General features: G+C 73.5%; 18 protein-coding genes. 8 read left to right on the forward strand and 10 right to left on the reverse strand.

Features of this window, described 5'->3' with window-relative positions:
• Positions 1-3: 3 nt before the first annotated feature.
• The 4 genes from thiO (at position 4) to pknB (ending at position 4,121) form a co-directional block, all read left to right on the forward strand.
• Positions 4-1,182 (forward strand): glycine oxidase ThiO, encoded by a 1,179-nt coding sequence (gene thiO / locus ACZ52J_RS23745; protein ID WP_465621476.1) that lies wholly within the window; start codon positions 4-6, stop codon positions 1,180-1,182.
• Between the two features lie 65 nt (positions 1,183-1,247).
• Positions 1,248-1,448, forward strand: coding sequence for a sulfur carrier protein ThiS (gene thiS / locus ACZ52J_RS23750; RefSeq protein ID WP_360493009.1), 201 nt, complete (start codon positions 1,248-1,250; stop codon positions 1,446-1,448).
• Between the two features lies 1 nt (position 1,449).
• Positions 1,450-2,247, forward strand: coding sequence for a thiazole synthase (locus ACZ52J_RS23755; protein WP_360492381.1), 798 nt, complete (start codon positions 1,450-1,452; stop codon positions 2,245-2,247).
• Positions 2,248-2,342: 95 nt separating this feature from the next.
• Positions 2,343-4,121, forward strand: coding sequence for a Stk1 family PASTA domain-containing Ser/Thr kinase (pknB, locus tag ACZ52J_RS23760; protein ID WP_465621657.1), 1,779 nt, complete (start codon positions 2,343-2,345; stop codon positions 4,119-4,121).
• 39 nt (positions 4,122-4,160) lie between these two features.
• Here the strand turns inward: pknB and ACZ52J_RS23765 are convergent, their stop codons facing one another.
• On the reverse strand, positions 4,161-4,790 hold the full coding sequence (locus tag ACZ52J_RS23765; RefSeq protein ID WP_360492384.1) for a sulfite oxidase-like oxidoreductase: 630 nt from the start codon (positions 4,788-4,790) through the stop codon (positions 4,161-4,163).
• Positions 4,791-5,017: 227 nt separating this feature from the next.
• Here ACZ52J_RS23765 and bfr point away from each other — a divergent pair, with 227 nt between their 5' ends.
• Positions 5,018-5,497, forward strand: coding sequence for a bacterioferritin (gene bfr / locus ACZ52J_RS23770; protein ID WP_045692153.1), 480 nt, complete (start codon positions 5,018-5,020; stop codon positions 5,495-5,497).
• A 67-nt stretch (positions 5,498-5,564) separates the two neighbouring features.
• On the opposite strand, the gene ACZ52J_RS23775 is transcribed toward bfr, so the two are convergent.
• Positions 5,565-5,894 (reverse strand): (2Fe-2S)-binding protein, encoded by a 330-nt coding sequence (locus ACZ52J_RS23775; protein ID WP_465621478.1) that lies wholly within the window; start codon positions 5,892-5,894, stop codon positions 5,565-5,567.
• A gap of 178 nt (positions 5,895-6,072) precedes the next feature.
• Positions 6,073-7,422, reverse strand: coding sequence for a class II 3-deoxy-7-phosphoheptulonate synthase (locus ACZ52J_RS23780; RefSeq protein WP_465621480.1), 1,350 nt, complete (start codon positions 7,420-7,422; stop codon positions 6,073-6,075).
• Positions 7,423-7,722: 300 nt separating this feature from the next.
• Between ACZ52J_RS23780 and ACZ52J_RS23785 the strand changes: the two genes are divergently transcribed.
• Complete coding sequence (locus tag ACZ52J_RS23785) at positions 7,723-9,660, forward strand: anthranilate synthase family protein (protein WP_465621482.1); 1,938 nt, start codon at positions 7,723-7,725, stop codon at positions 9,658-9,660.
• Between the two features lie 57 nt (positions 9,661-9,717).
• Here ACZ52J_RS23785 and ACZ52J_RS23790 read toward each other — a convergent pair whose 3' ends face one another.
• The 3 genes from ACZ52J_RS23790 to ACZ52J_RS23800 are packed head-to-tail and all read right to left on the reverse strand — an operon-like array spanning position 9,718 to position 12,470.
• On the reverse strand, positions 9,718-10,398 hold the full coding sequence (locus ACZ52J_RS23790; protein ID WP_360492395.1) for a response regulator transcription factor: 681 nt from the start codon (positions 10,396-10,398) through the stop codon (positions 9,718-9,720).
• On the reverse strand, positions 10,398-11,609 hold the full coding sequence (gene macS / locus ACZ52J_RS23795) for a MacS family sensor histidine kinase (protein ID WP_465621484.1): 1,212 nt from the start codon (positions 11,607-11,609) through the stop codon (positions 10,398-10,400). Before macS ends, ACZ52J_RS23790 begins: the two co-directional genes overlap by 1 nt.
• Before the next feature lie 30 nt (positions 11,610-11,639).
• Positions 11,640-12,470 carry a lysophospholipid acyltransferase family protein gene (locus tag ACZ52J_RS23800; protein ID WP_360492401.1) on the reverse strand — a complete coding sequence of 277 codons (831 nt, stop codon included), beginning with the start codon at positions 12,468-12,470 and terminating at the stop codon, positions 11,640-11,642.
• 177 nt (positions 12,471-12,647) lie between these two features.
• On the opposite strand from ACZ52J_RS23800, the gene ACZ52J_RS23805 reads away from it, so the two are divergent.
• Positions 12,648-13,442, forward strand: coding sequence for an alpha/beta hydrolase (locus ACZ52J_RS23805; protein WP_465621487.1), 795 nt, complete (start codon positions 12,648-12,650; stop codon positions 13,440-13,442).
• A 10-nt stretch (positions 13,443-13,452) separates the two neighbouring features.
• Complete coding sequence (locus tag ACZ52J_RS23810) at positions 13,453-14,274, forward strand: hypothetical protein (RefSeq protein ID WP_465621489.1); 822 nt, start codon at positions 13,453-13,455, stop codon at positions 14,272-14,274.
• On the opposite strand, the gene ACZ52J_RS23815 is transcribed toward ACZ52J_RS23810, so the two are convergent.
• The 4 genes from ACZ52J_RS23815 to ACZ52J_RS23830 form a co-directional block, all read right to left on the reverse strand.
• Positions 14,271-15,116 carry an endonuclease/exonuclease/phosphatase family protein gene (locus tag ACZ52J_RS23815; protein WP_465621491.1) on the reverse strand — a complete coding sequence of 282 codons (846 nt, stop codon included), beginning with the start codon at positions 15,114-15,116 and terminating at the stop codon, positions 14,271-14,273. The genes ACZ52J_RS23810 and ACZ52J_RS23815 overlap by 4 nt on opposite strands.
• Before the next feature lie 151 nt (positions 15,117-15,267).
• A complete protein-coding gene (locus ACZ52J_RS23820; RefSeq protein ID WP_360492413.1) occupies positions 15,268-16,212 on the reverse strand; it encodes an ROK family glucokinase in 945 nt (314 codons plus the stop codon).
• A gap of 192 nt (positions 16,213-16,404) precedes the next feature.
• Positions 16,405-16,806, reverse strand: a complete 402-nt coding sequence (locus ACZ52J_RS23825) for a DUF5304 family protein (protein ID WP_360492416.1) — start codon at positions 16,804-16,806, stop codon at positions 16,405-16,407.
• A gap of 113 nt (positions 16,807-16,919) precedes the next feature.
• Positions 16,920-18,092, reverse strand: a complete 1,173-nt coding sequence (locus ACZ52J_RS23830; protein WP_465621494.1) for an ArsA family ATPase — start codon at positions 18,090-18,092, stop codon at positions 16,920-16,922.
• Between the last annotated feature and the right edge of the window lie 6 nt (positions 18,093-18,098).

An 18,098-nucleotide genomic window follows, 5' to 3' on the forward strand; every position in this document is an offset into this window, starting at 1 on the left:
CGCATGCCATCAGGCGCCCCACCCGACGTCCTGGTGATCGGCGGGGGCATCATCGGCCTCGCCGTCGCCTGGCGGGCGGCGCAGCGAGGGCTGCGGACCGTCGTGGTCGACCCCACCCCCGGCGGCGGGGCGGGCAAGGTCGCGGCCGGGATGCTCGCCCCGGTCACCGAGCTCCAGTACGGCGAGGAGCCGCTGCTGCGCCTCGGCATGGCCTCCAACGAGCGGTACGCGGACTTCGTCGCCGAACTCACGGAGGCGAGCGGCGGCCAGGACACCGGCTACCGCCAGTGCGGCACGATCGCCGTCGCGCTGGACTCCGACGACCGCGAGGAACTGCGCGAACTGCACGCCTTCCACCGGCGGCTGGGCCTGGACTCGACCTGGCTGACCGGCCGGGAGGCCCGCAGGCTGGAGCCGATGCTCGCCCCCGGGGTGCGCGGCGGCCTGCACGTCGCGGACGACCACCAGGTGGACGGCCGGCGGATGCTCACCGCGCTGCTGTCGGCCGGGGAGCGCGCGGGCGTCGTCGTCCGGGCCGCCGAGGCGGTTGAGCTGCTGGTCGAGGGCGGCCGCGCGGTCGGCGCCCGCCTGAGCACGCACGAGACCGTGACCGCCGACCAGGTCGTGCTCGCCGCCGGCCCGCACAGCCACCGGCTGGCCGGTCTGCCCGAGGGCGTGCTGCCCGCGATCCGCCCGGTGAAGGGGCAGGTGCTGCGCCTACGGGTCCCCGACGCCTACCGGCCGTTCCTCTCCCGCAACGTCCGCGCCGTGGTGCGCGGCCGGCACATCTACCTGGTGCCGCGGGAGAACGGCGAGCTGGTGATCGGCGCGACCACCGAGGAGCAGGGCTACGACACCACGGTCACCGCCGGCGGGGTGTACGAACTCCTGCGCGACGCGCACGAGTTGGTCCCGGGTCTCACCGAACTCCCGCTCGCGGAGACCTCGGCCGGTCTGCGCCCGGGCTCGCCCGACAACGCGCCGCTGCTCGGCCCGACGTCACTGCCCGGGCTGGTCGCCGCCACCGGCCACTACCGCAACGGCGTGCTGCTCACCCCGGTGACCGCCGACCTGCTCTCCGAGTACCTGGCCACCGGCGAACTCCCCGAACTGGCGCAGCCGTTCACCCCCACCCGGTTCTCCCCCGCCCCCGCTCGCCCCACCACGAAGGCCCTGGCATGACCGAGATCGCACCGAACGAAACCGGCCCGAACGAGACCGCACCGAACGAAACCGGTCCGGACGAGATCGCACTGACCGTCAACGGCAAGCCCCGCGAGGTGCCGGCCGCGACGACCCTCGCCGAGGTGGTGGCCACCGTCAGCCGGGCCAACTCCGGCGTCGCCGCCGCCCTCAACGAGGCCGTGGTGCCCCGCAGTTCGTGGTCCGAGACGCCGCTGACCGCGGGCGACCGGGTCGAGATCCTCACCGCCGTGCAGGGAGGCTGAGATGGCCGACGACCTGCTGACCATCGCCGGGACGAGCTTCTCCTCCCGGCTGATCATGGGCACCGGCGGCGCGCCGAGCCTGGAGGTGCTGGAGCGCGCGCTGCTCGCCTCCGGCACCGAGCTGACCACCGTCGCGATGCGCCGGGTCGACGCGGGCACCCAGGGCTCCGTCCTGGACGTGCTGACCCGCAACGGCATCCGCGTGCTGCCCAACACGGCCGGCTGCTTCACCGCCGGCGAGGCCGTGCTGACCGCCCGGCTGGCCCGCGAGGCGCTCGGCACCGACTGGGTGAAGCTGGAGGTGATCGCCGACGAGCGAACCCTCCTGCCGGACCCGATCGAGCTGCTGGACGCCGCCGAGACCCTGGTCGACGACGGCTTCACGGTGCTGCCGTACACCAACGACGACCCGGTGCTGGCCCGCAAGCTGGAGGACGTCGGCTGCGCCGCGATCATGCCGCTGGGCTCGCCGATCGGCTCCGGTCTCGGCATCCGCAACCCGCACAACTTCCAGTTGATCGTGGAGAGTGCGGGCGTCCCGGTGATCCTGGATGCGGGCGCCGGCACCGCCTCCGACGTCGCGCTGGCGATGGAGCTGGGCTGCGCCGCGGTGATGCTGGCCTCCGCGGTGACCCGGGCTCAGGACCCGGTGCTGATGGCCGAGGCGATGCGGCACGGCGCCGAGGCGGGCCGGCTCGCCCACCGGGCGGGGCGCATCCCGCGCCGCTTCCACGCCGAGGCCTCCTCCGCGATGGCCGGCCGGGCCGACCTGGACACCCGGGAGCGGCCTGCCTTCTGAAGCACCGGCGTGTCACAAGCCGGGCACAGCCGGGCCCCGGGGCGGCGTCCTCCGGGTCCGGCCGCCCGGCCCGGCACTAGACTCGCCGGGTGGACATGGCACTGCACGACCCGCTGATCGGCGCCCTGCTCGACAACCGGTACCGGGTCGAGCAGCGCATCGCGACCGGCGGGATGTCCACCGTCTACAAGGGCACCGACACCCGGCTCGACCGGGTGGTCGCCCTCAAGGTGATGCACCCCGCGCTGGCCGGGGACGAGGCCTTCACCACCCGCTTCATCCGCGAGGCCAAGGCGGTCGCCAAGCTCACCCACCCCAATGTGGTCAACGTCTTCGACCAGGGCGCGGACGGCGGAAACGTTTTCCTCGCCATGGAGTACGTGCCCGGCCGCACCCTGCGCGACCTGCTGCGCGACCGCGGCGCGCTCTCCGTTCGGGCCGCGCTGGACGTCCTGGAGCCGGTGCTCGCCGCCCTCGGCGCCGCCCACCGGGCCGGGCTCGTCCACCGCGACGTCAAGCCGGAGAACGTGCTGATCACCGAGAGCGGCCTGGTCAAGGTCGCCGACTTCGGCCTGGTCCGGGTGCTCGGCGCCGCCGACGGCGCGCCCACCTCGACCAGCACCGCCACCGGCGGCACGGTCCTGGGCACCGTCTCCTACCTGGCCCCCGAGCAGATCCTCCCGGACGCCCCCACCGACCAGCGGGTCGACGTCTACGCGGCCGGCATCCTGCTCTACGAGATGCTCACCGGCCGCCGCCCGCACACCGGCGACAACCCCGTCCAGGTCATGTACAAGCACCTGCACGAGAACGTCCCCGCCCCCTCCCTGGTCGCCCCGGCGGTCGGCCCGGAGCTGGACGCCATAGTGGCCGGCGCCTGCGCCCGGGTCGCCGACGCCCGCCCGTACGACGCGGTCGAGCTGCTCGCCGCGCTCCAGCGGCTCCGCCGCACCCTCACCCCGGCCGAGCTGGACGCCGAGCCGCCGGCCTCCACCCGGCCGAGCCCGCGCTACCCGACCAGCGAGCCGACCTCGGTGATCCAGCCGCTGCCGCGGCCCGCCGACGCCCCGCCGCCGGAGCGCACCAGCGTGCTGGACGTGCCGCCGGAGCTGATGGACCAGCTGCTCACCGAGCCGCGCCCGTACGACGAGCCGGCCCCGGCGCGCGAGCGCCGGCCCGGCCTGCTGCGCCGGATCCCCCGCAAGGCGCTGATCTGGGCCTCCGTGCTGACCGCGCTGGTGCTGGCGGTCGGCGGTGCCACCTACGGACTGTCCGAGGGGCTGTACGGCTCGGTGCCCGGGGTGCTCGGCAAGGACCGGGCCGAGGCGCAGCGGATCCTGGACAAGGAGGGTCTGCACGGCAAGTTCGTCGAGGCGTTCAGCGAGTCCGTCCCGTCCGGACAGGTGATCTCCACCGACCCCGGGGTGGGCGCGCGCACCCGCCGGAGCGACAGCATCACCGTCACCGTCTCCAAGGGGCCCAAGCGGGTCGCGGTGCCGGACCTCGTCGGCAAGAGCGCCGCCGACGCCGCCGCGGCCCTGGCCGGCGCCCAGCTGTCCAAGGGCAGCGTGACCGAGACGTACGACGACAACGTCCCGGAGGGCTCGGTGATCAGCAGCTCGCCGGCGGCCGGGCAGCAGCTGCAGGAGAACGCCGCGGTCTCGTTGGTGGTCAGCAAGGGCATGGTGCCGGTCCCGAACGTCACCGGGATGACCAAGGACGAGGCACAGAAGGCGCTGCAGGCAGCGGGCTTCACGATGCAGACCACCGGCTGGGACGTGTTCGGCGCGGTCAAGGTGAACGGCCAGTCCCCGGCGGCCGGGGAGCGGCGGCCGCAGCACAGTGCGGTGACGGTCCGCTTCTCGCTCTTCTAGGCACCCCTGCCCCGGCCGTTGCGGCCGTTGCGGCCGGGCTCAGCGCAGCGGGCCCTCGCCCGGCTCCTCCTGGTAGGAGTAGCGCTGCTCGCCCCAGGGGTCGGCGAGGTTGTGGTAGCCGCGTTCCTCCCAGAAGCCTCGCCGGTCGGCCCGCATGTACTCCACCGCGCGGACCCACTTGGGGCCCTTCCAGGCGTAGAGCTGCGGCACCACGAGCCGGACCGGGAAGCCGTGCTCGGCGGTCAGCGCCTCGCCGTTGCGGTGGGTGGCGAGCAGGGTGCGCGGGTCGGCGAAGTCGGCGAGCCGCAGGTTGGCGCTGTAGCCGTACTCGGCCCAGACCATCACATGGGTGACGCCGGGCGCCGGGGGCACCAGGTCGAGCACGGCGGCGGCCGACACGCCCGTCCACTCGTTGCCGAGCACGGAGAACTTGGTCACGCAGTGCAGGTCCGCGACGACGGTGGTACGCGGCAGGGCGTTGAAGCCCTCGAAGTCCCAGCTGTGCTTCTCCGCCGAGGCGGTGGCGCCGAACACCTGGAGGTCCCAGGTCAGCGGCTTGAAGCGGGGTACCGGCCCGTAGTGCAGGGCGGGCCAGCCGCGCTGTTCGCGCTGGCCCGGGGGGAGCCTCGGGTCAGACGGCGGCAGCGGTTCGTGTTTGGACTGACCCATGGATCCATGGTGACAGACGGCGGACGTACGCCGACGCGCGCCCCTTGGCGCGGATTCACGCCCCGCCCGGACGGGCCAACCGTCGATCGCCCACCGGCCGACTCCGGCCAAATCGGATATTCCGACACATGTCCTAGTGAGTGTGAACTTACTGGAATTACTTCCCATTACGGTGCCAGGATGCCCAGCGCAGGACTTACTCCAGGACGAGCGCAGGAGGCACCGCCATGCAGGGCGATCCCGAGGTCATCGAGTTCCTCAACGAACAGCTCACCGCCGAGCTGACCGCGATCAACCAGTACTTCCTGCACGCCAAGATGCAGGAGAACTTCGGCTGGACGAAGCTCGCCAAGTACACCCGGCACGAGTCCTTCGACGAGATGAAGCACGCCGAGACGCTCACCGACCGGATCCTGTTCCTGGAGGGGCTGCCCAACTACCAGCGGCTGTTCCACGTCCGGATCGGCCAGACGGTCAAGGAGATGTTCGAGGCCGACCGGCAGATCGAGGTCGAGGCGATCGACCGGCTCAAGCGCGGGATCGTGGTGATGCGGGCCAAGAACGACGTCACCTCGGCGAACATCTTCGAGGACATCCTGGCCGACGAGGAGCACCACATCGACTACCTCGACACCCAGCTGGAGCTCCTGGAGAAGCTCGGCGAGGCGCTCTACATCGCCCAGCTCATCGAGCAGCCGGAGTCCTGAGGCCCTCAGGTGCCGGGCCTCAGGCGCCGGGCCTCAGACGCCAGGCTTGGACCCCGGGGATCCGGCCTCAGGCGACGCGCAGCGTGACCACCGGGGCGATCGGACCCGCGGCAAGCCTCGCCGGAGCAACGGCGGCGGCCGGCACAGCGGCAGCCGGCATGGCGTCGGGCGCGGGCTGCGGCTCCGATTCGGCGAGGCCGAGCTTCGCGGCCAGCCGAGCGGTCGGGCAGGGCCGGGCGCCGTGCTCGCCGAGCAGCGCCTGGATCCGGCGCACGCAGGACCCGCAGTCGGTGCCGGCCTTGCAGCCCTTCGCTATCTGGCGGGGGGTGTTGGCACCCCCGTCGATTGCCTTCTTCACCTGGTCCTCGGTGACCGCATGGCACATGCACACGAACATCGCGGTCTCTCCCGGGGTGAAGTACGGAGTGGATCTTGACTAAGGCTTGCCTTAGTTCACTAAGCCTCACCTTACCCGGCGATCCGGGTACGAAAAAGCCCCTCCGGGCTCGGGAATCCCGAATCCGGAGGGGCTTACGTCACATCCGGCACCGCCGGGGGCCGGCAGTGCCCGGGGCTCACTGCCCCCGGTACATCTCCGCCACCAGGAACGCCAGGTCCAGCGACTGGCTGCGGTTGAGCCGCGGGTCGCAGGCCGTCTCGTAGCGCTGGTGCAGGTCGTCCACCATGACCTCGTCGCCGCCGCCGACGCACTCGGTGACGTCGTCGCCGGTCAGCTCCACGTGGATGCCGCCCGGGTGGGTGCCGAGCGCGCGGTGCACCTCGAAGAAGCCCTTGACCTCGTCCAGGACGTCGTCGAAGCGGCGGGTCTTGTGGCCGCTGGAGGCCTCGAAGGTGTTGCCGTGCATCGGGTCGCAGATCCACACCGGCTTGGCGCCGGAGGCGGTGACCTTCTCCACCAGGGCGGGCAGGTGCTCGCGGATCTTGCCCGCGCCCATCCGGGTGATGAAGGTCAGGCGGCCGGGCTCGCGCTCCGGGTCCAGCTTCTCGATCAGGGCGAGCGCCTCGTCCACGGAGGTGGTCGGGCCGAGCTTGACGCCGATCGGGTTGCGGATCTTCGAGGCGAACTCGATGTGCGCCTGGTCCAGCTGCCGGGTGCGCTCACCGATCCACACCATGTGGCCGGAGACGTCGTACAGCTCGCCGGTGCGCGAGTCCACGCGGGTCAGCGCGGTCTCGTAGTCGAGGATCAGCGCCTCGTGCGAGGAGAAGAACTCGACCGTCTTGAACTCCTCCGGCGCGACACCGCAGGCGTTCATGAACGCCAGGGCGTTGTCGATCTCCCGGGCGAGCTGCTCGTAGCGCTGGCCGGCCGGCGAGTTGCGGACGAAGTCCTGGTTCCAGGCGTGCACCTGGCGCAGGTCGGCGTAGCCACCGGTGGTGAACGCGCGCACCAGGTTGAGCGTCGCGGCGGACGCGTTGTACATCCGCTTCAGGCGCTCCGGGTCCGGGTTGCGGGACTCGGGGGTGAACTCGAAGCCGTTCACCGAGTCGCCCCGGTAGACCGGCAGGGTCACACCGTTGCGGGTCTCGGTCGACTTGGAACGCGGCTTGGAGTACTGGCCCGCGATCCGGCCGACCTTCACCACCGGCACCGAGGCCGCGTACGTCAGCACGGCGGCCATCTGCAGCAGGGTCTTCAGCTTGTTGCGGATGTGCTCCGCCGAGACACCGTCGAAGGCCTCGGCGCAGTCACCACCCTGGAGGAGGAAGGCCTCCCCGCGCGCCACGGCTCCGAGCCGGGCGCGCAGCTGGTCGCACTCGCCGGCGAAGACGAGCGGCGGATACGAGGCGAGCTCGGCAAGGGTCTTGCGCAGAGCCTCTTGGTCCGGCCATTCAGGCTGCTGCGCCGCGGGCAGGGACTGCCAGGAGTGGGCAGCCCTCGATGTCTCAGTCGTAGCGGTCACACCGCCAAGGCTACGGGGTGACCCGAGCGATTCGTGACCATTGCCCGAGGGGTGAGACACATCTCGGACAAAGGAGTGACCTCGCTCACCCGTCCTGCCGGATCCGCTACGCTCGAGCCATGCACGCGCCCCACAACCACTCCTGGTGGTGGGCCTCCCCCAAGGGTGGCCCACCGATCGCGCGTTCCTAGACGAACACGACGGCCGCCCCTCGGGGCGGCCGTCGGCGTCTGAGCTGACGGCCCTCCGGGAGCGGAATCCAGCACCGCCCTCGCCCTCCACCCGGAAGGAAGCCGCACCGTGACCACCATCACCGACCTGCTCACCCGTCTCACCGCCCCCGGCGCCCCCGCCTTCGCCCTGCTGCACCGCCGCACCCCCCGACTCGCCCCGGACACCGTCGAGGTGCTGCTGGGCAGCGTCGACAGCTACGAGCGCCTCGCCGACCTCCCGGTGCGCAGCGGTGCCCCGGCCGGCGGCACCCCGGTGCACGACCTGCTCGCGCTCGTCCCGTACCGGCAGATCCGCGAGCGCGGCTTCGAGGCGCACGACGACGGCACCCCGCTGCAGGCCCTCACGGTGGCTGAGCAGCACGTTCTACCGTTGGCCGAATTCACTTCCGCCCTACCGCAGTTGCCGGTCTCGCTTGCCGGTGGCGCGTTCGACGTGGACGACGATTCGTACGCCTCGATCGTCCGCCGGGTGGTCGAGGAGGAGATCGGCAACGGCGAGGGCGCCAACTTCGTGATCCGGCGCGACTTCCACGCCACGCTGGAGGACTTCAGCCCCGCGCTCGCGCTGACGCTGTTCCGGCGGCTGCTGGAGCAGGAGCGCGGCGCCTACTGGACCTTCCTGGTGCACACCGGTGACCGGGTCCTGGTCGGCGCCTCCCCCGAGGTGCACGTCCGGCAGAGCGGCGGCACCGTCGTGATGAACCCGATCTCCGGCACCTACCGCTATCCGGCAGGCGGCTCCGACCTCGATTCGCTGCTCCAATTCCTGCACGACCCCAAGGAGTTGGAGGAGCTCACCATGGTCGTGGACGAGGAGCTGAAGATGATGTGCACGGTCGGCGACCTCGGCGGCCAGGTGCTCGGGCCCCGGCTCAAGGAGATGGCCCACCTCGCCCACACCGAGTACGAGCTGCGCGGGCGCACCTCGCTGGACGTCCGCGACGTGCTCCGCGAGACGATGTTCGCCGCCACCGTCACCGGCAGCCCGGTCGAGAACGCCACCCGGGTCATCAACCGCTACGAGCCCACCGGGCGCGGCTACTACTCCGGCGCGCTCGCCCTGATCGGACGCTCCGCCAGCGGCGGGCAGCTGCTGGACTCGCCGATCTGCATCCGCACCGCCGACATCGACCCGGCCACCGGACGGCTGGTCGTCCGGGTCGGCGCCACCCTGGTGCGCCACTCCGTCCCGGAGTCCGAGGTCGCCGAGACCCACGCCAAGGCCGCCGGGGTGCTCACCGCGATCGGTGCCCGGCCCGCGCCCGCCCGGCTGCCCCACCCCACCGGCCCCCGGCTCGCCGACAACCACCGGGTGCAGGCCGCGCTGGACGCCCGCCGGGCCGGCCTCGCGCCGTTCTGGCTGCGGATGCAGACCCCGGCCCGGATCACCGAGGCCGAGCCGACGCTGGTCGTCGACGGCGAGGACACCTTCACCTCGATGCTCTCCCACCTGCTCGGCTCGCTCGGCCACCGGGTGACGGTCGTGCGCTACGACGAGCCCGGGCTGCGCGCGCTGGTCGCGGCGCACCGCGGCCCGCTGGTGCTCGGCCCCGGCCCCGGCGACCCGGCCGTCGCCGACGACCCCAAGATGGCCGTGCTGCGGCCGATCGTCGCGGACGCCCTGGCCGCCGCGCGGTCCGGTGCCCGGACCGCGCCGCTGCTCGCGGTCTGCCTCAGCCACCAGTTGCTCTCAGCCGAACTCGGGCTGGCGCTGGGCCGCAAGGCCGTCCCGTACCAGGGCGCGCAGGAGAGCATCGACCTGTTCGGCAGCAAGCGGACGGTCGGCTTCTACAACACCTTCACCGCGCGCTGCTCGGAGGCCGACGCGGCCCGGCTCGCCGCCGCGGGCGTCGAGGTCGCCCGGGACGCCGCCACCGGCGACGTCCACGCCCTGCGCGGGCCCGGCTTCGCCGGCCTCCAGTTCCACCCCGAGTCGGTGCTCACCCGCGAGGGCGTGGACATCGTGGCGGGCCTGCTGCGCGAGGCTGCGGCCGTACCGCGCTGAGGGGTCGAGGACGTGAGGAGTTGACGGGCCCCGGGCGGACGCACCGCCCGGGGCCCGTCAGATCTCGTCGTCCAGGCCCTGCTCGATCGCGTACCGGACCAGCTCCACCCGGTTGTGCAACTGCAGCTTCCCGAGGGTGTTCTGCACGTGGTTCTGCACCGTGCGGTGCGACAGCACCAGCCGGTCGGCGATCTGGCGGTACGACAGGCCCTTGGCCACCAGCCGCAGCACCTCGGTCTCCCGGGTGGTGAGCTGCGGGGCGGCCGGCGCCGACGCCGGGGCCGGCTCGGCGGCCAGCCGGCGGAACTCGCCGAGCACCAGGCCGGCCAGGCCCGGGGTGAACACCGCGTCACCGACGGCCGTACGGCGCACCGCGTCCAGCAGCTCCTCCCGCCCGGCCGACTTCACCAGGTACCCGGTCGCACCGGACTTCACCGCCTCCAGCACGTCCTGGTGCTCCCCGCTGGCCGACAGCACCAGCACCCGCACCGCCGGGTCGTGCGCGACCACCTGGCGGCACACCTCGGCACCGGGCAGCCCGGGCAGGTTGAGGTCCAGCACGACGACCTGCGGCGAGCAGGCGCGGGCGCGGCGGACGGCCTCCTCGCCGTCGCCCGCCGTGGCCACCACGTCCAGCCCGGACTCGGCGAGGTCACGCGAGACGGCGTCGCGCCACATCGGGTGGTCGTCCACCACCATCACCCGCACCGGCCGGTCGGTGGTCGGCTGATCGGTCATCAAGCACCCTTCCTCGGGACACGCAGTTCGACCTCGACGCCCTCCCCGGGCGCCGAGTACAGCTCGGCCGTGCCGCCGAGGTCCAGCAGCCGGCCCCGGATGGACTGGGAGACACCGAGCCGCCCGGCCCGCTCCGCCTCGCCGAGCCGGCCTGGGGCGTAACCGGGGCCGTCGTCGCGGATGCTGACCGTGACCGCCTCCGGCTCGTCCTCGACCAGGATCCAGGCCCGGGCCTCCTCCCCGGCGTGCCGGCGGACGTTGTCCACGGCCGCGCCGACCGCCGCGGCGAGCTCGCCCGCCGCCGGGGCGGGCAGCAGCACCGGGGTGCCGGGGGCGGAGAACGTGATCCGCTCGTCGGCGTACGGGCGCAGCAGCGCGGTGAGGTCGCGCGGCTGGGCGGCGTCGGGCTGCGGCAGGCGCTGGGCCGGGATCGGGCCGCCGGTCATCAGCGTCCGCAGCGCGCGCTCCTGCTCGCCGGCCAGGCGGCCCAGCTCGGCGAAGTCCGTGCCGCAGGTGCCGCCGTCCGGCACCGCGGCCAGCTCCGCGCCGCGCCGCTGGACCAGCGCCAGCACCTGCAGCACGCCGTCGTGGATGTCCCGGGAGAGCCGCTCCCGCTCCCGGGTGGCCGCCTCGACCTGGAGCGCCCGGGTGAGCGTGGCCTCACTGCCCCGGGCCAGCTCGATCACGTAGCCGATCGCGCACCCGGCGACCATCAGCAGCACGATGTTGTGGATGTTGTCGCCGGTCGGCCCGCCGTGGCCGAGGATGTTGGCGACGCCGATCACCGAGCCCGCGGCCGCCGCCGGGCGCCAGCCGCCCTTCGCGGCGCAGCCGAGCACGGTACCGGCGGCCCAGATGGTGGGCAGGGTGGGCGCGCCGTGGCTGATCCGGGCCGGGGCGTCGGTCAGTCCGCTCATCACGATGCCGGTGACGGCGAGCGTGAGGTCGACGCCCAGGACGTACCAGGTGCAGCGCTGCGGGTTGGCGAACGCCCGGGTGGTGGCGAGGGTCCAGAGGGTGAGCGCGCCGAGGAAGATCCAGCCGGCGACGGGGTGCAGGAAGTGCAGGTACGAGTTGAAGTACCGCAGCAACGCGTAGATCAGGGCCAGCACCCGGAAGTAGGAGATGGCCCTCCACAACGGGAGTTCGACGGACATGCCGCCGGCCGCCACCGTACCGCCCACCGCGCCGGCTCTGCCGCCGTCCGTCATCCGCCCCTCCCCCCGGGCCCGGCCGGGCCGTCAGGCCGACCCGGTCTCCTTGTCCGTCTCGGCCGCCTTCTCGGCTTCGGCCGCCTTCTCCGCCTCGGCTGCCTTCTCGGCCTCGGCTGCCTCCGCCTTCTCCGCCTTGGCCGCCGCGCGACGCTCGGCGTCGGCCTTCTTCTTGTCGTCGGAGATCTGCCGCTTGGCGGCGGTCGCGTAGATGTCCACGTACTCCTGGCCGGAGAGCCGCATGATCTCGTACATCACCTCGTCCGTCACCGAACGGAGGATGAAGCGGTCGTTCTCCATGCCGTGGTAGCGGGAGAAGTCCAGCGGGCGGCCGATCCGGATGCCCGGGCGGATGCCGAAGTTCGGGACCACCTGGCCGGGCGGCTGCACCTTCTCGGTGTCGATCATGGCGACCGGGATCACCGGGGCGCCGGTGGCCAGCGCCACCCGGGCCAGGCCGCCGACCTTGCCGCGGTACAGCTTGCCGTCGGGCGAGCGGGTGCCCTCGGGGTAGACGCCGAACAGCTCGCCGCGCTCCAGCACGGCGATGGCGCTGCGGATCGCGGCCTCGCCGGCGCCGCGCGCGCCCGAGCGGTCCACCGGCAGCTGGCCGACGCCCTTGAAGAACGCGGCGGTCAGCCGGCCCTTGAGGCCCGGGGTGTTGAAGTACTCGGCCTTCGCGATGAAGGTCACCCGGCGCTTGATCAGCGCGGGGAAGAAGAACGAGTCCGAGAAGGACAGGTGGTTGCTCGCGATGATCGCCGCACCCTCGGTGGGGATGTTCTCCTCACCTTCGATCCACGGCCGGAAGAAGATCCGAAGCAGTGGCGCGACGATCATCTTCATCAGTCGGTAGAACAACCGGGGCCTCCTGTTATGCGGACCGGTCGATCCTAATGCCCCGCGGCCGTCCGCTGTGCCCGGCCCCGCCGAAGGGGGTGTACGACCCCGCGCGGAGCGTGGGACGATGCGGATTCCTGCAGCTTCCCCCTCCAGCGTCCCCTCCCCCAGCGCCACCCGCCCGCGAAGGAGTCCGCCATGCCGTTGCTGCCCGGTGCAGAACCGTACCGCCACCGTGGCGGACCGGTGGGAGTGCTGCTCTGCCACGGTTTCACCGGGTCGCCGCAGTCGCTGCGACCGTGGGCCGAGGACCTGGCCGCAGCCGGGTACACCGTCTCGCTGCCGCTGCTGCCCGGGCACGGCACCCGCTGGCAGGACATGCAGCTCACCCGCTGGGAGGACTGGTACGCCGCGGTCGAACGCGAGCTGCTGACGCTCGCCGACGAGTGCGAACAGGTCTTCGTCTGCGCGCTGTCGATGGGCGGCGCGCTGGCGCTGCGGCTCGCCGCGCTGCACGGCCCGACGGTGTCCGGGCTGGTGCTGGTCAACCCGTCGGTGCGCTCGGACACCCCCGCGAGTGTGCTGCTTCCGGTGCTGCGCCACCTCGTCCCGAGCACGCCCGGCATCGCGAACGACATCGCCAAGGCCGGCGCGACCGAGCTCGGCTACGACCGGACGCCACTGCACGCCGCCTGGTCGCTGAGCCGGCTGTGGCGGGAGGTCCAGCACCGCCTTCCCGAGGTGACCCAGCCGGTGCTGCTCTTCCACAGCCCGCAGGACCACGTCGTCTCTCCGGCCAACTCGGAACTGGTGCTGGCCCGGATATCCTCGACCGATGTGACGGAGCGGCTGTGCCAACGCAGCTTCCACGTCGCGACGCTGGACCACGACGCGGCGGAAATATTCGCGGCCAGCCAGGACTTCATCCGACAGCTGGCCCCCGCGCACGCGGCGGGCGCAACCCGGGTCGAATCCGACGATCACCATGGCTGAAGGGCCGGAAGTGCACGAGAGCAGCACGGCGGGCGGCGGGGACGAAGCTCCCCGCGAGGACGGCGCGACGAAGAACAGCGGAGCGAACGACGGCGGGGCGCAGGACGGCGGGGCGAACGACGGCGCGGCGAACGACGGCGCGGCGAACGACGCCGCCCCGGGCGGTGCGCCGACGGACCGCACCGGCGTGGACGGCGCCGTGACGCCCGCACCCACACCCGCACCCGCGAAGGACGCCGCCGCCAAGGGCTCCGCCGAGGACGCCGCCGCACCGGCGGCCCCCGCCGGTCCCCGGCCGCGCCGCGCGCCCGAGCGCAGCCAGGCCGAGCAGGACGAGATCTTCGCCGCCCTGGTCGCCCAGTTCGACGACCCCGTCGACCTCAACAACCCCGACTGGCCCGAGGTCGAGAACCTCCGGGCGCAGAACGAGCTCAAGGGCGGCTACAAGAACGGCAGCGGCCGCGACGACCAGGACGACCTGTCCGACCTCGCCCCGCAGCCCCGCCCCCGCTCCGGCCGGCCGGTGCTACCGGCCGCCGGTCCGAGCCCGCGCGACTACGAGCTGGCCGAGGAGAGCGACGAGGACCACTACGTCCCGCCGGAGCCCCCGCCGCTGCCCGCCGCCGACGTGACCGCCAAGTTCGCCTGGCTCGCCGTGCTCGGCGGCCCCGCCCTGCTGCTGGTCGACGCCATGGTCTGGCGGGAGATCTCCGGCTGGCCCGCCTGGGTCGGGATCACCGCCTTCCTCGGCGGCTTCGTCACCCTGGTGGCCCGGATGCGGGACCGCGACGAGGACGAGCCGGAGGACCCGGACCACGGCGCCGTGGTCTAGCCCGCCTTGCTCTCGGGGAGTTCGAGCACCGCGAGCACCGGCAGGTGGTCGGTCGCGGCCCGCAGGTCGGCCTCGGTGACGCCGGGCAGTCCGTGCGGCACCCCGCAGCCGAGGACGGTGATCCCGGGGGTGGCGAAGACGGCGTCGATCCGCTGGTAGGGGCGCTCCGGGACGGACGTGAACTCGCCGCCCCAGGGCGCGGTCGGGTATCCGTCCTGCAGTCGGGAGGCCAGCAGCTGCCAGCCCGGCCCGTCCGGGTGCTCGTTGAAGTCCCCTGCCACGACGCCGTGTTCGGCGATCGCGAGCTGGTCGAGCAGCAGCTCGAACTGCCCGTACCGCTCCTCGGGTTCCAGGCTCAGGTGGCAGCTGGTGAGGGTGAACGGCGCCGCGCCGGGCAGCCGCAGCAGCGCGGTGGCGAAGCCCCGGGCGTGCAGGCCGCGGGTCTTGGGCAGCAGCCGGTCGTGCACGCCCAGCACCTCCACCGCGCCGGGCCGCCCGAGCAGCAGCGGGCCGGCCGCGGTGCGGCCGCCGCCGGCCAGGACGACCGTCCCGGTGTGCCGGGCCAGCCACCCGGCCTGGCCCTCGGGGCGCCAGTAGCGCGGTGACTCCTGGACGCAGACCAGGTCGGGCGCGCAGGCCCGGATCACCCGGGCCAGTGCGCGCCGGTCGTCCCGCAGTGAGCGGATGTTGTAGCTGAGCAGGCGCAGCCGGCGCGGGCCGGCCGGCGGCAACGGTTCGACGGCCGCGGCACCCACCGCACTCGTGGCGCTCGCGCCGGTCCCGGTCGCTCCGGTCGCGCTCGCCTGGGTCGCGCTCCTTCGGGTCGCCCTCGCGGCGGTCATGGCCCTCCCCTGTACGTCGTCACCGGGTGCGTCGTCGCTGGGTCCGACCGTACGCGGCGGCGCCGGGACGTGCGACGGCGGCGGCGCGTCCGGGATCGGTCGGGGCCCGGTCGCACCGCCGCCGGCGGGCTGGGAGGGAGGGGTGGGGCGGTTACGGGACGCGGGCGAGGTCGGCCGCGCCGACGATGCCGGCGGCGGAGCCCATCGAGGCCAGCACGACCTCGGCGCGCGGGCGGTGCACGCCGCCGGTCAGGTAGTACTCGAAGGCCTTGGCGACCGGGTCGAGCAGCAGGCGGCCGGAGTCGGAGACGCCTCCGCCGAGCACGAAGACGCCCGGGTCGAAGAGTGCGGCGAGGTCGGCCATGCCGCGGCCCAGCCAGTCGGCCAGCTCGGCGTAGCACTCCAGGGCGAGCGGGTCGCCCGCCTCGGCCGCCTCGGTGATGTGGATGCCGCGGATGGTCTCGGCGACGCCGTCGTTGAGCTCCAGCATGCGCCGGCCGCGCACCGGGTCGGCCGCAGCCTTCTCCCGGCCGTAGCGGCGCAGCGCCCGCCCGGAGCCGTACTGCTCCCAGCAGCCCTTGCCGCCGCAGCCGCACTGCAGGCCGTCCGGCACCATGTTGAGGTGGCCGATCTCGCCGGCCACGCCGAAGCGGCCGCGGTGCAGCCGGCCGTCGAGGACGATGCCGCCGCCGATGCCGGTGCCGACGGTGATCAGCACCATGTCCTGGTGGTCGGCGGCCGCGCCGAAGCGGAACTCGGCCCAGGCGGCGCAGTTGGCGTCGTTCTCGACCACCGCGGACAGCCCGGTGAGCTCTTCGATCCGGCCGCGCAGCGGCTCGTTCTCCCAGTCGATGTTGGGCGCGAAGATCACCGTGGAGCGGTTGCTGTCGACGAAGCCGGGGGCGCCGACGCCGACGGCGGTGACGTCGGGGTGCTGCTCCTTGAGCTCGCGCACGGCCTGCGCGATGGCGTCGACCGCCCACTGCGGGTCGGCCGGGGTGGGCACCCTGGTCCGGGCCAGGATCTCGCCCGCCTCGTCGACCACGCCTGCTGCGATCTTGGTCCCGCCGACATCGACGCCGATGGTCAGAGCCATGTGTCCCTCAGCTATTCACTCGTTCCCGCTGGACGGAACGGTACCGCCCAACCCAGTCCCCGTACACAGCCTCGCATACATTATCCGAAGACAATCCTGGGACAGCCGGGCCGCAATGCTTCAAAAGTCTTATCGAATTTCCTTCTTCGTGACGCACGAGAGCGCCGTGATCACCCTCCGAAACCTACGGTTTCACTGCTTGGCGGACGGTTCGTCAGGCCCGTCGAGGTCGATCTTCTCGGCGGCCGCACTCTGCCCGGCGGTCCAGCGGTGCTCGTGCCCGGCCACGGCGGCACGGTAGGCGGCCAGCAGCTCGGCGCCCGCGGCGGCCAGCCCGGAGCCGGCGGCGGCGAGGTGGGTGTACACCTCAGGCTGCTGGGTGCGCAGGCGGTCGGCCAGGCCGGAGAGGGTGATCAGGGTGGTGGCGCTGGTCTCCTGGGCCTTCTCGCCGAACGCGGTGGCGAACCGGCGCACCTCGTCCACCAGCGGGCCGAGCTCCGGCCCGAACGGGTGGGCCTGCTCGCCCGCCCCGCCGTGATCGCCCGCCTCGGCATGGTCCCCGACGGGCTCGGTGCGGTCGTCGGTGCTGGTCATCGCGGGCGCCTCCTCAGCCGTGGCCGCACCCCGCGGCCCTCCGGCCCGACGCTACCGGACCGACCGCGGCACCCGTCCTCAAACGCCGGCCCGGGAAAGGGGCGGGCGGCCCGTCAGCCCTTCGGCCAGAGCGAAGGGTCGGGTGCGAACCGCACCGAGAGCACCCCGTCCAGCAGCCCGGCCCCGGCCACCGTGCAGCGGCGCAGCGCGGAGGGCAGGGCGAGCACCCGGCGGTGGGCGCCGAGGCCGACCACCAGGTCGTCGCCCCGGCGGACCAGGTCCAGCTCGGCCCGGTCGGCACCGGGCAGGTCGAGGTGCCAGATCAGCAGGCCGTCCGCGGCGAGCCGGTCCTCGACCGTCCAGGGCGCCGGGTCGAGCCGCTCGGGCCCGGGGCCGTCCCCGTACAGGCGGTCGGCGACGGCCTCCAGGGTGGCCTCGGCCAGGCCGGTGACCAGGACCGGGGCGTCGGTGTCGGCGGCGAGGGCGGCCAGCTCCTCCTGCCGTCGGCGGGCCAGCGCGGCCAGCCACGGGTCGGGCGAGGCGACGGCGGCCTCGGGCAGTGCGCCGTGCAGGACCACGGCGTCCGGCCGGTGCCCGTACAGCGCGAGCCCGGCCCGGATCCGGCGCAGTTCCTCGTACGGGTGGCCGTCGGCCGGGACGACCAGGCGGACGCTGGTGCCGGGGTCGGTGAGCGCGGCGCGGGACTCGGCGAGCGCCGCGGCGGCCTTGCCGCGCCCCTCGTACAGCCAGTCGGCGGGCATCGGGACCCCGGCCAGTCCGGCCAGCAGCGGACGCAGCGCCCGGGCGGCCTGGCGCTGCTCGGGGACGAGCCGGTCCAGGTAGCGCGCCAGCTGCTCGGGCAGGGCGAGGGTGGCGATCAGCTCGGCGGGCGGCGGGGCGAGCACGACCAGGACGTCCTGGTCGGCGGCGGGCAGGGCGCGCAGCAGGGCGAGCCGGGCGATGCCGGGGAGGGCGGTGAGCTCCTCGGGGTCGAGCTGTTCGGCGCCGAGGAGGTCGAGGGCGGGCTTGAGCCGGCCGGTGAGCTCGCCGACGGCGTAGCGGAAGGCAGCCTGCTCGTCGATCCTGGAGACGGTCAGGCCCGGTGCGTAGCCGAGCGGTTCGGGCTCCAGCCGGGTGCCGAGGACGGCGTCCAGCGTGCGGTGCGGGTCGTCGGCCGCCAGCAGCCAGGTGCGGTGGCCGCGCCGGGCGGCGTGCAGGGCGGTGGCGGCGGCCACCGCGGGCGCGCCCGCGTCGCCGCTGACCAGGATGGTGCGTGTCGCCGTCATGCCGTC

This window comes from Kitasatospora sp. NPDC034035 (assembly GCF_055575755.1).

Bases quoted from the DNA above. Each gene is read 5' to 3' on its own strand.
- thiO (WP_465621476.1), top strand. From the start codon at position 4: ATGCCATCAGGCGCCCCACCCGACGTCCTGGTGATCGGCGGGGGCATC.
- ACZ52J_RS23755 (WP_360492381.1), top strand. From the start codon at position 1,450: ATGGCCGACGACCTGCTGACCATCGCCGGGACGAGCTTCTCCTCCCGG.
- pknB (WP_465621657.1), top strand. From the start codon at position 2,343: ATGGCACTGCACGACCCGCTGATCGGCGCCCTGCTCGACAACCGGTAC.
- ACZ52J_RS23765 (WP_360492384.1), bottom strand. From the start codon at position 4,790: ATGGGTCAGTCCAAACACGAACCGCTGCCGCCGTCTGACCCGAGGCTC.
- bfr (WP_045692153.1), top strand. From the start codon at position 5,018: ATGCAGGGCGATCCCGAGGTCATCGAGTTCCTCAACGAACAGCTCACC.
- ACZ52J_RS23775 (WP_465621478.1), bottom strand. From the start codon at position 5,894: ATGTTCGTGTGCATGTGCCATGCGGTCACCGAGGACCAGGTGAAGAAG.
- ACZ52J_RS23790 (WP_360492395.1), bottom strand. From the start codon at position 10,398: ATGACCGATCAGCCGACCACCGACCGGCCGGTGCGGGTGATGGTGGTG.
- macS (WP_465621484.1), bottom strand. From the start codon at position 11,609: ATGACGGACGGCGGCAGAGCCGGCGCGGTGGGCGGTACGGTGGCGGCC.
- ACZ52J_RS23805 (WP_465621487.1), top strand. From the start codon at position 12,648: ATGCCGTTGCTGCCCGGTGCAGAACCGTACCGCCACCGTGGCGGACCG.
- ACZ52J_RS23815 (WP_465621491.1), bottom strand. From the start codon at position 15,116: ATGACCGCCGCGAGGGCGACCCGAAGGAGCGCGACCCAGGCGAGCGCG.
- ACZ52J_RS23820 (WP_360492413.1), bottom strand. From the start codon at position 16,212: ATGGCTCTGACCATCGGCGTCGATGTCGGCGGGACCAAGATCGCAGCA.
- ACZ52J_RS23825 (WP_360492416.1), bottom strand. From the start codon at position 16,806: ATGACCAGCACCGACGACCGCACCGAGCCCGTCGGGGACCATGCCGAG.
- ACZ52J_RS23830 (WP_465621494.1), bottom strand. From the start codon at position 18,092: ATGACGGCGACACGCACCATCCTGGTCAGCGGCGACGCGGGCGCGCCC.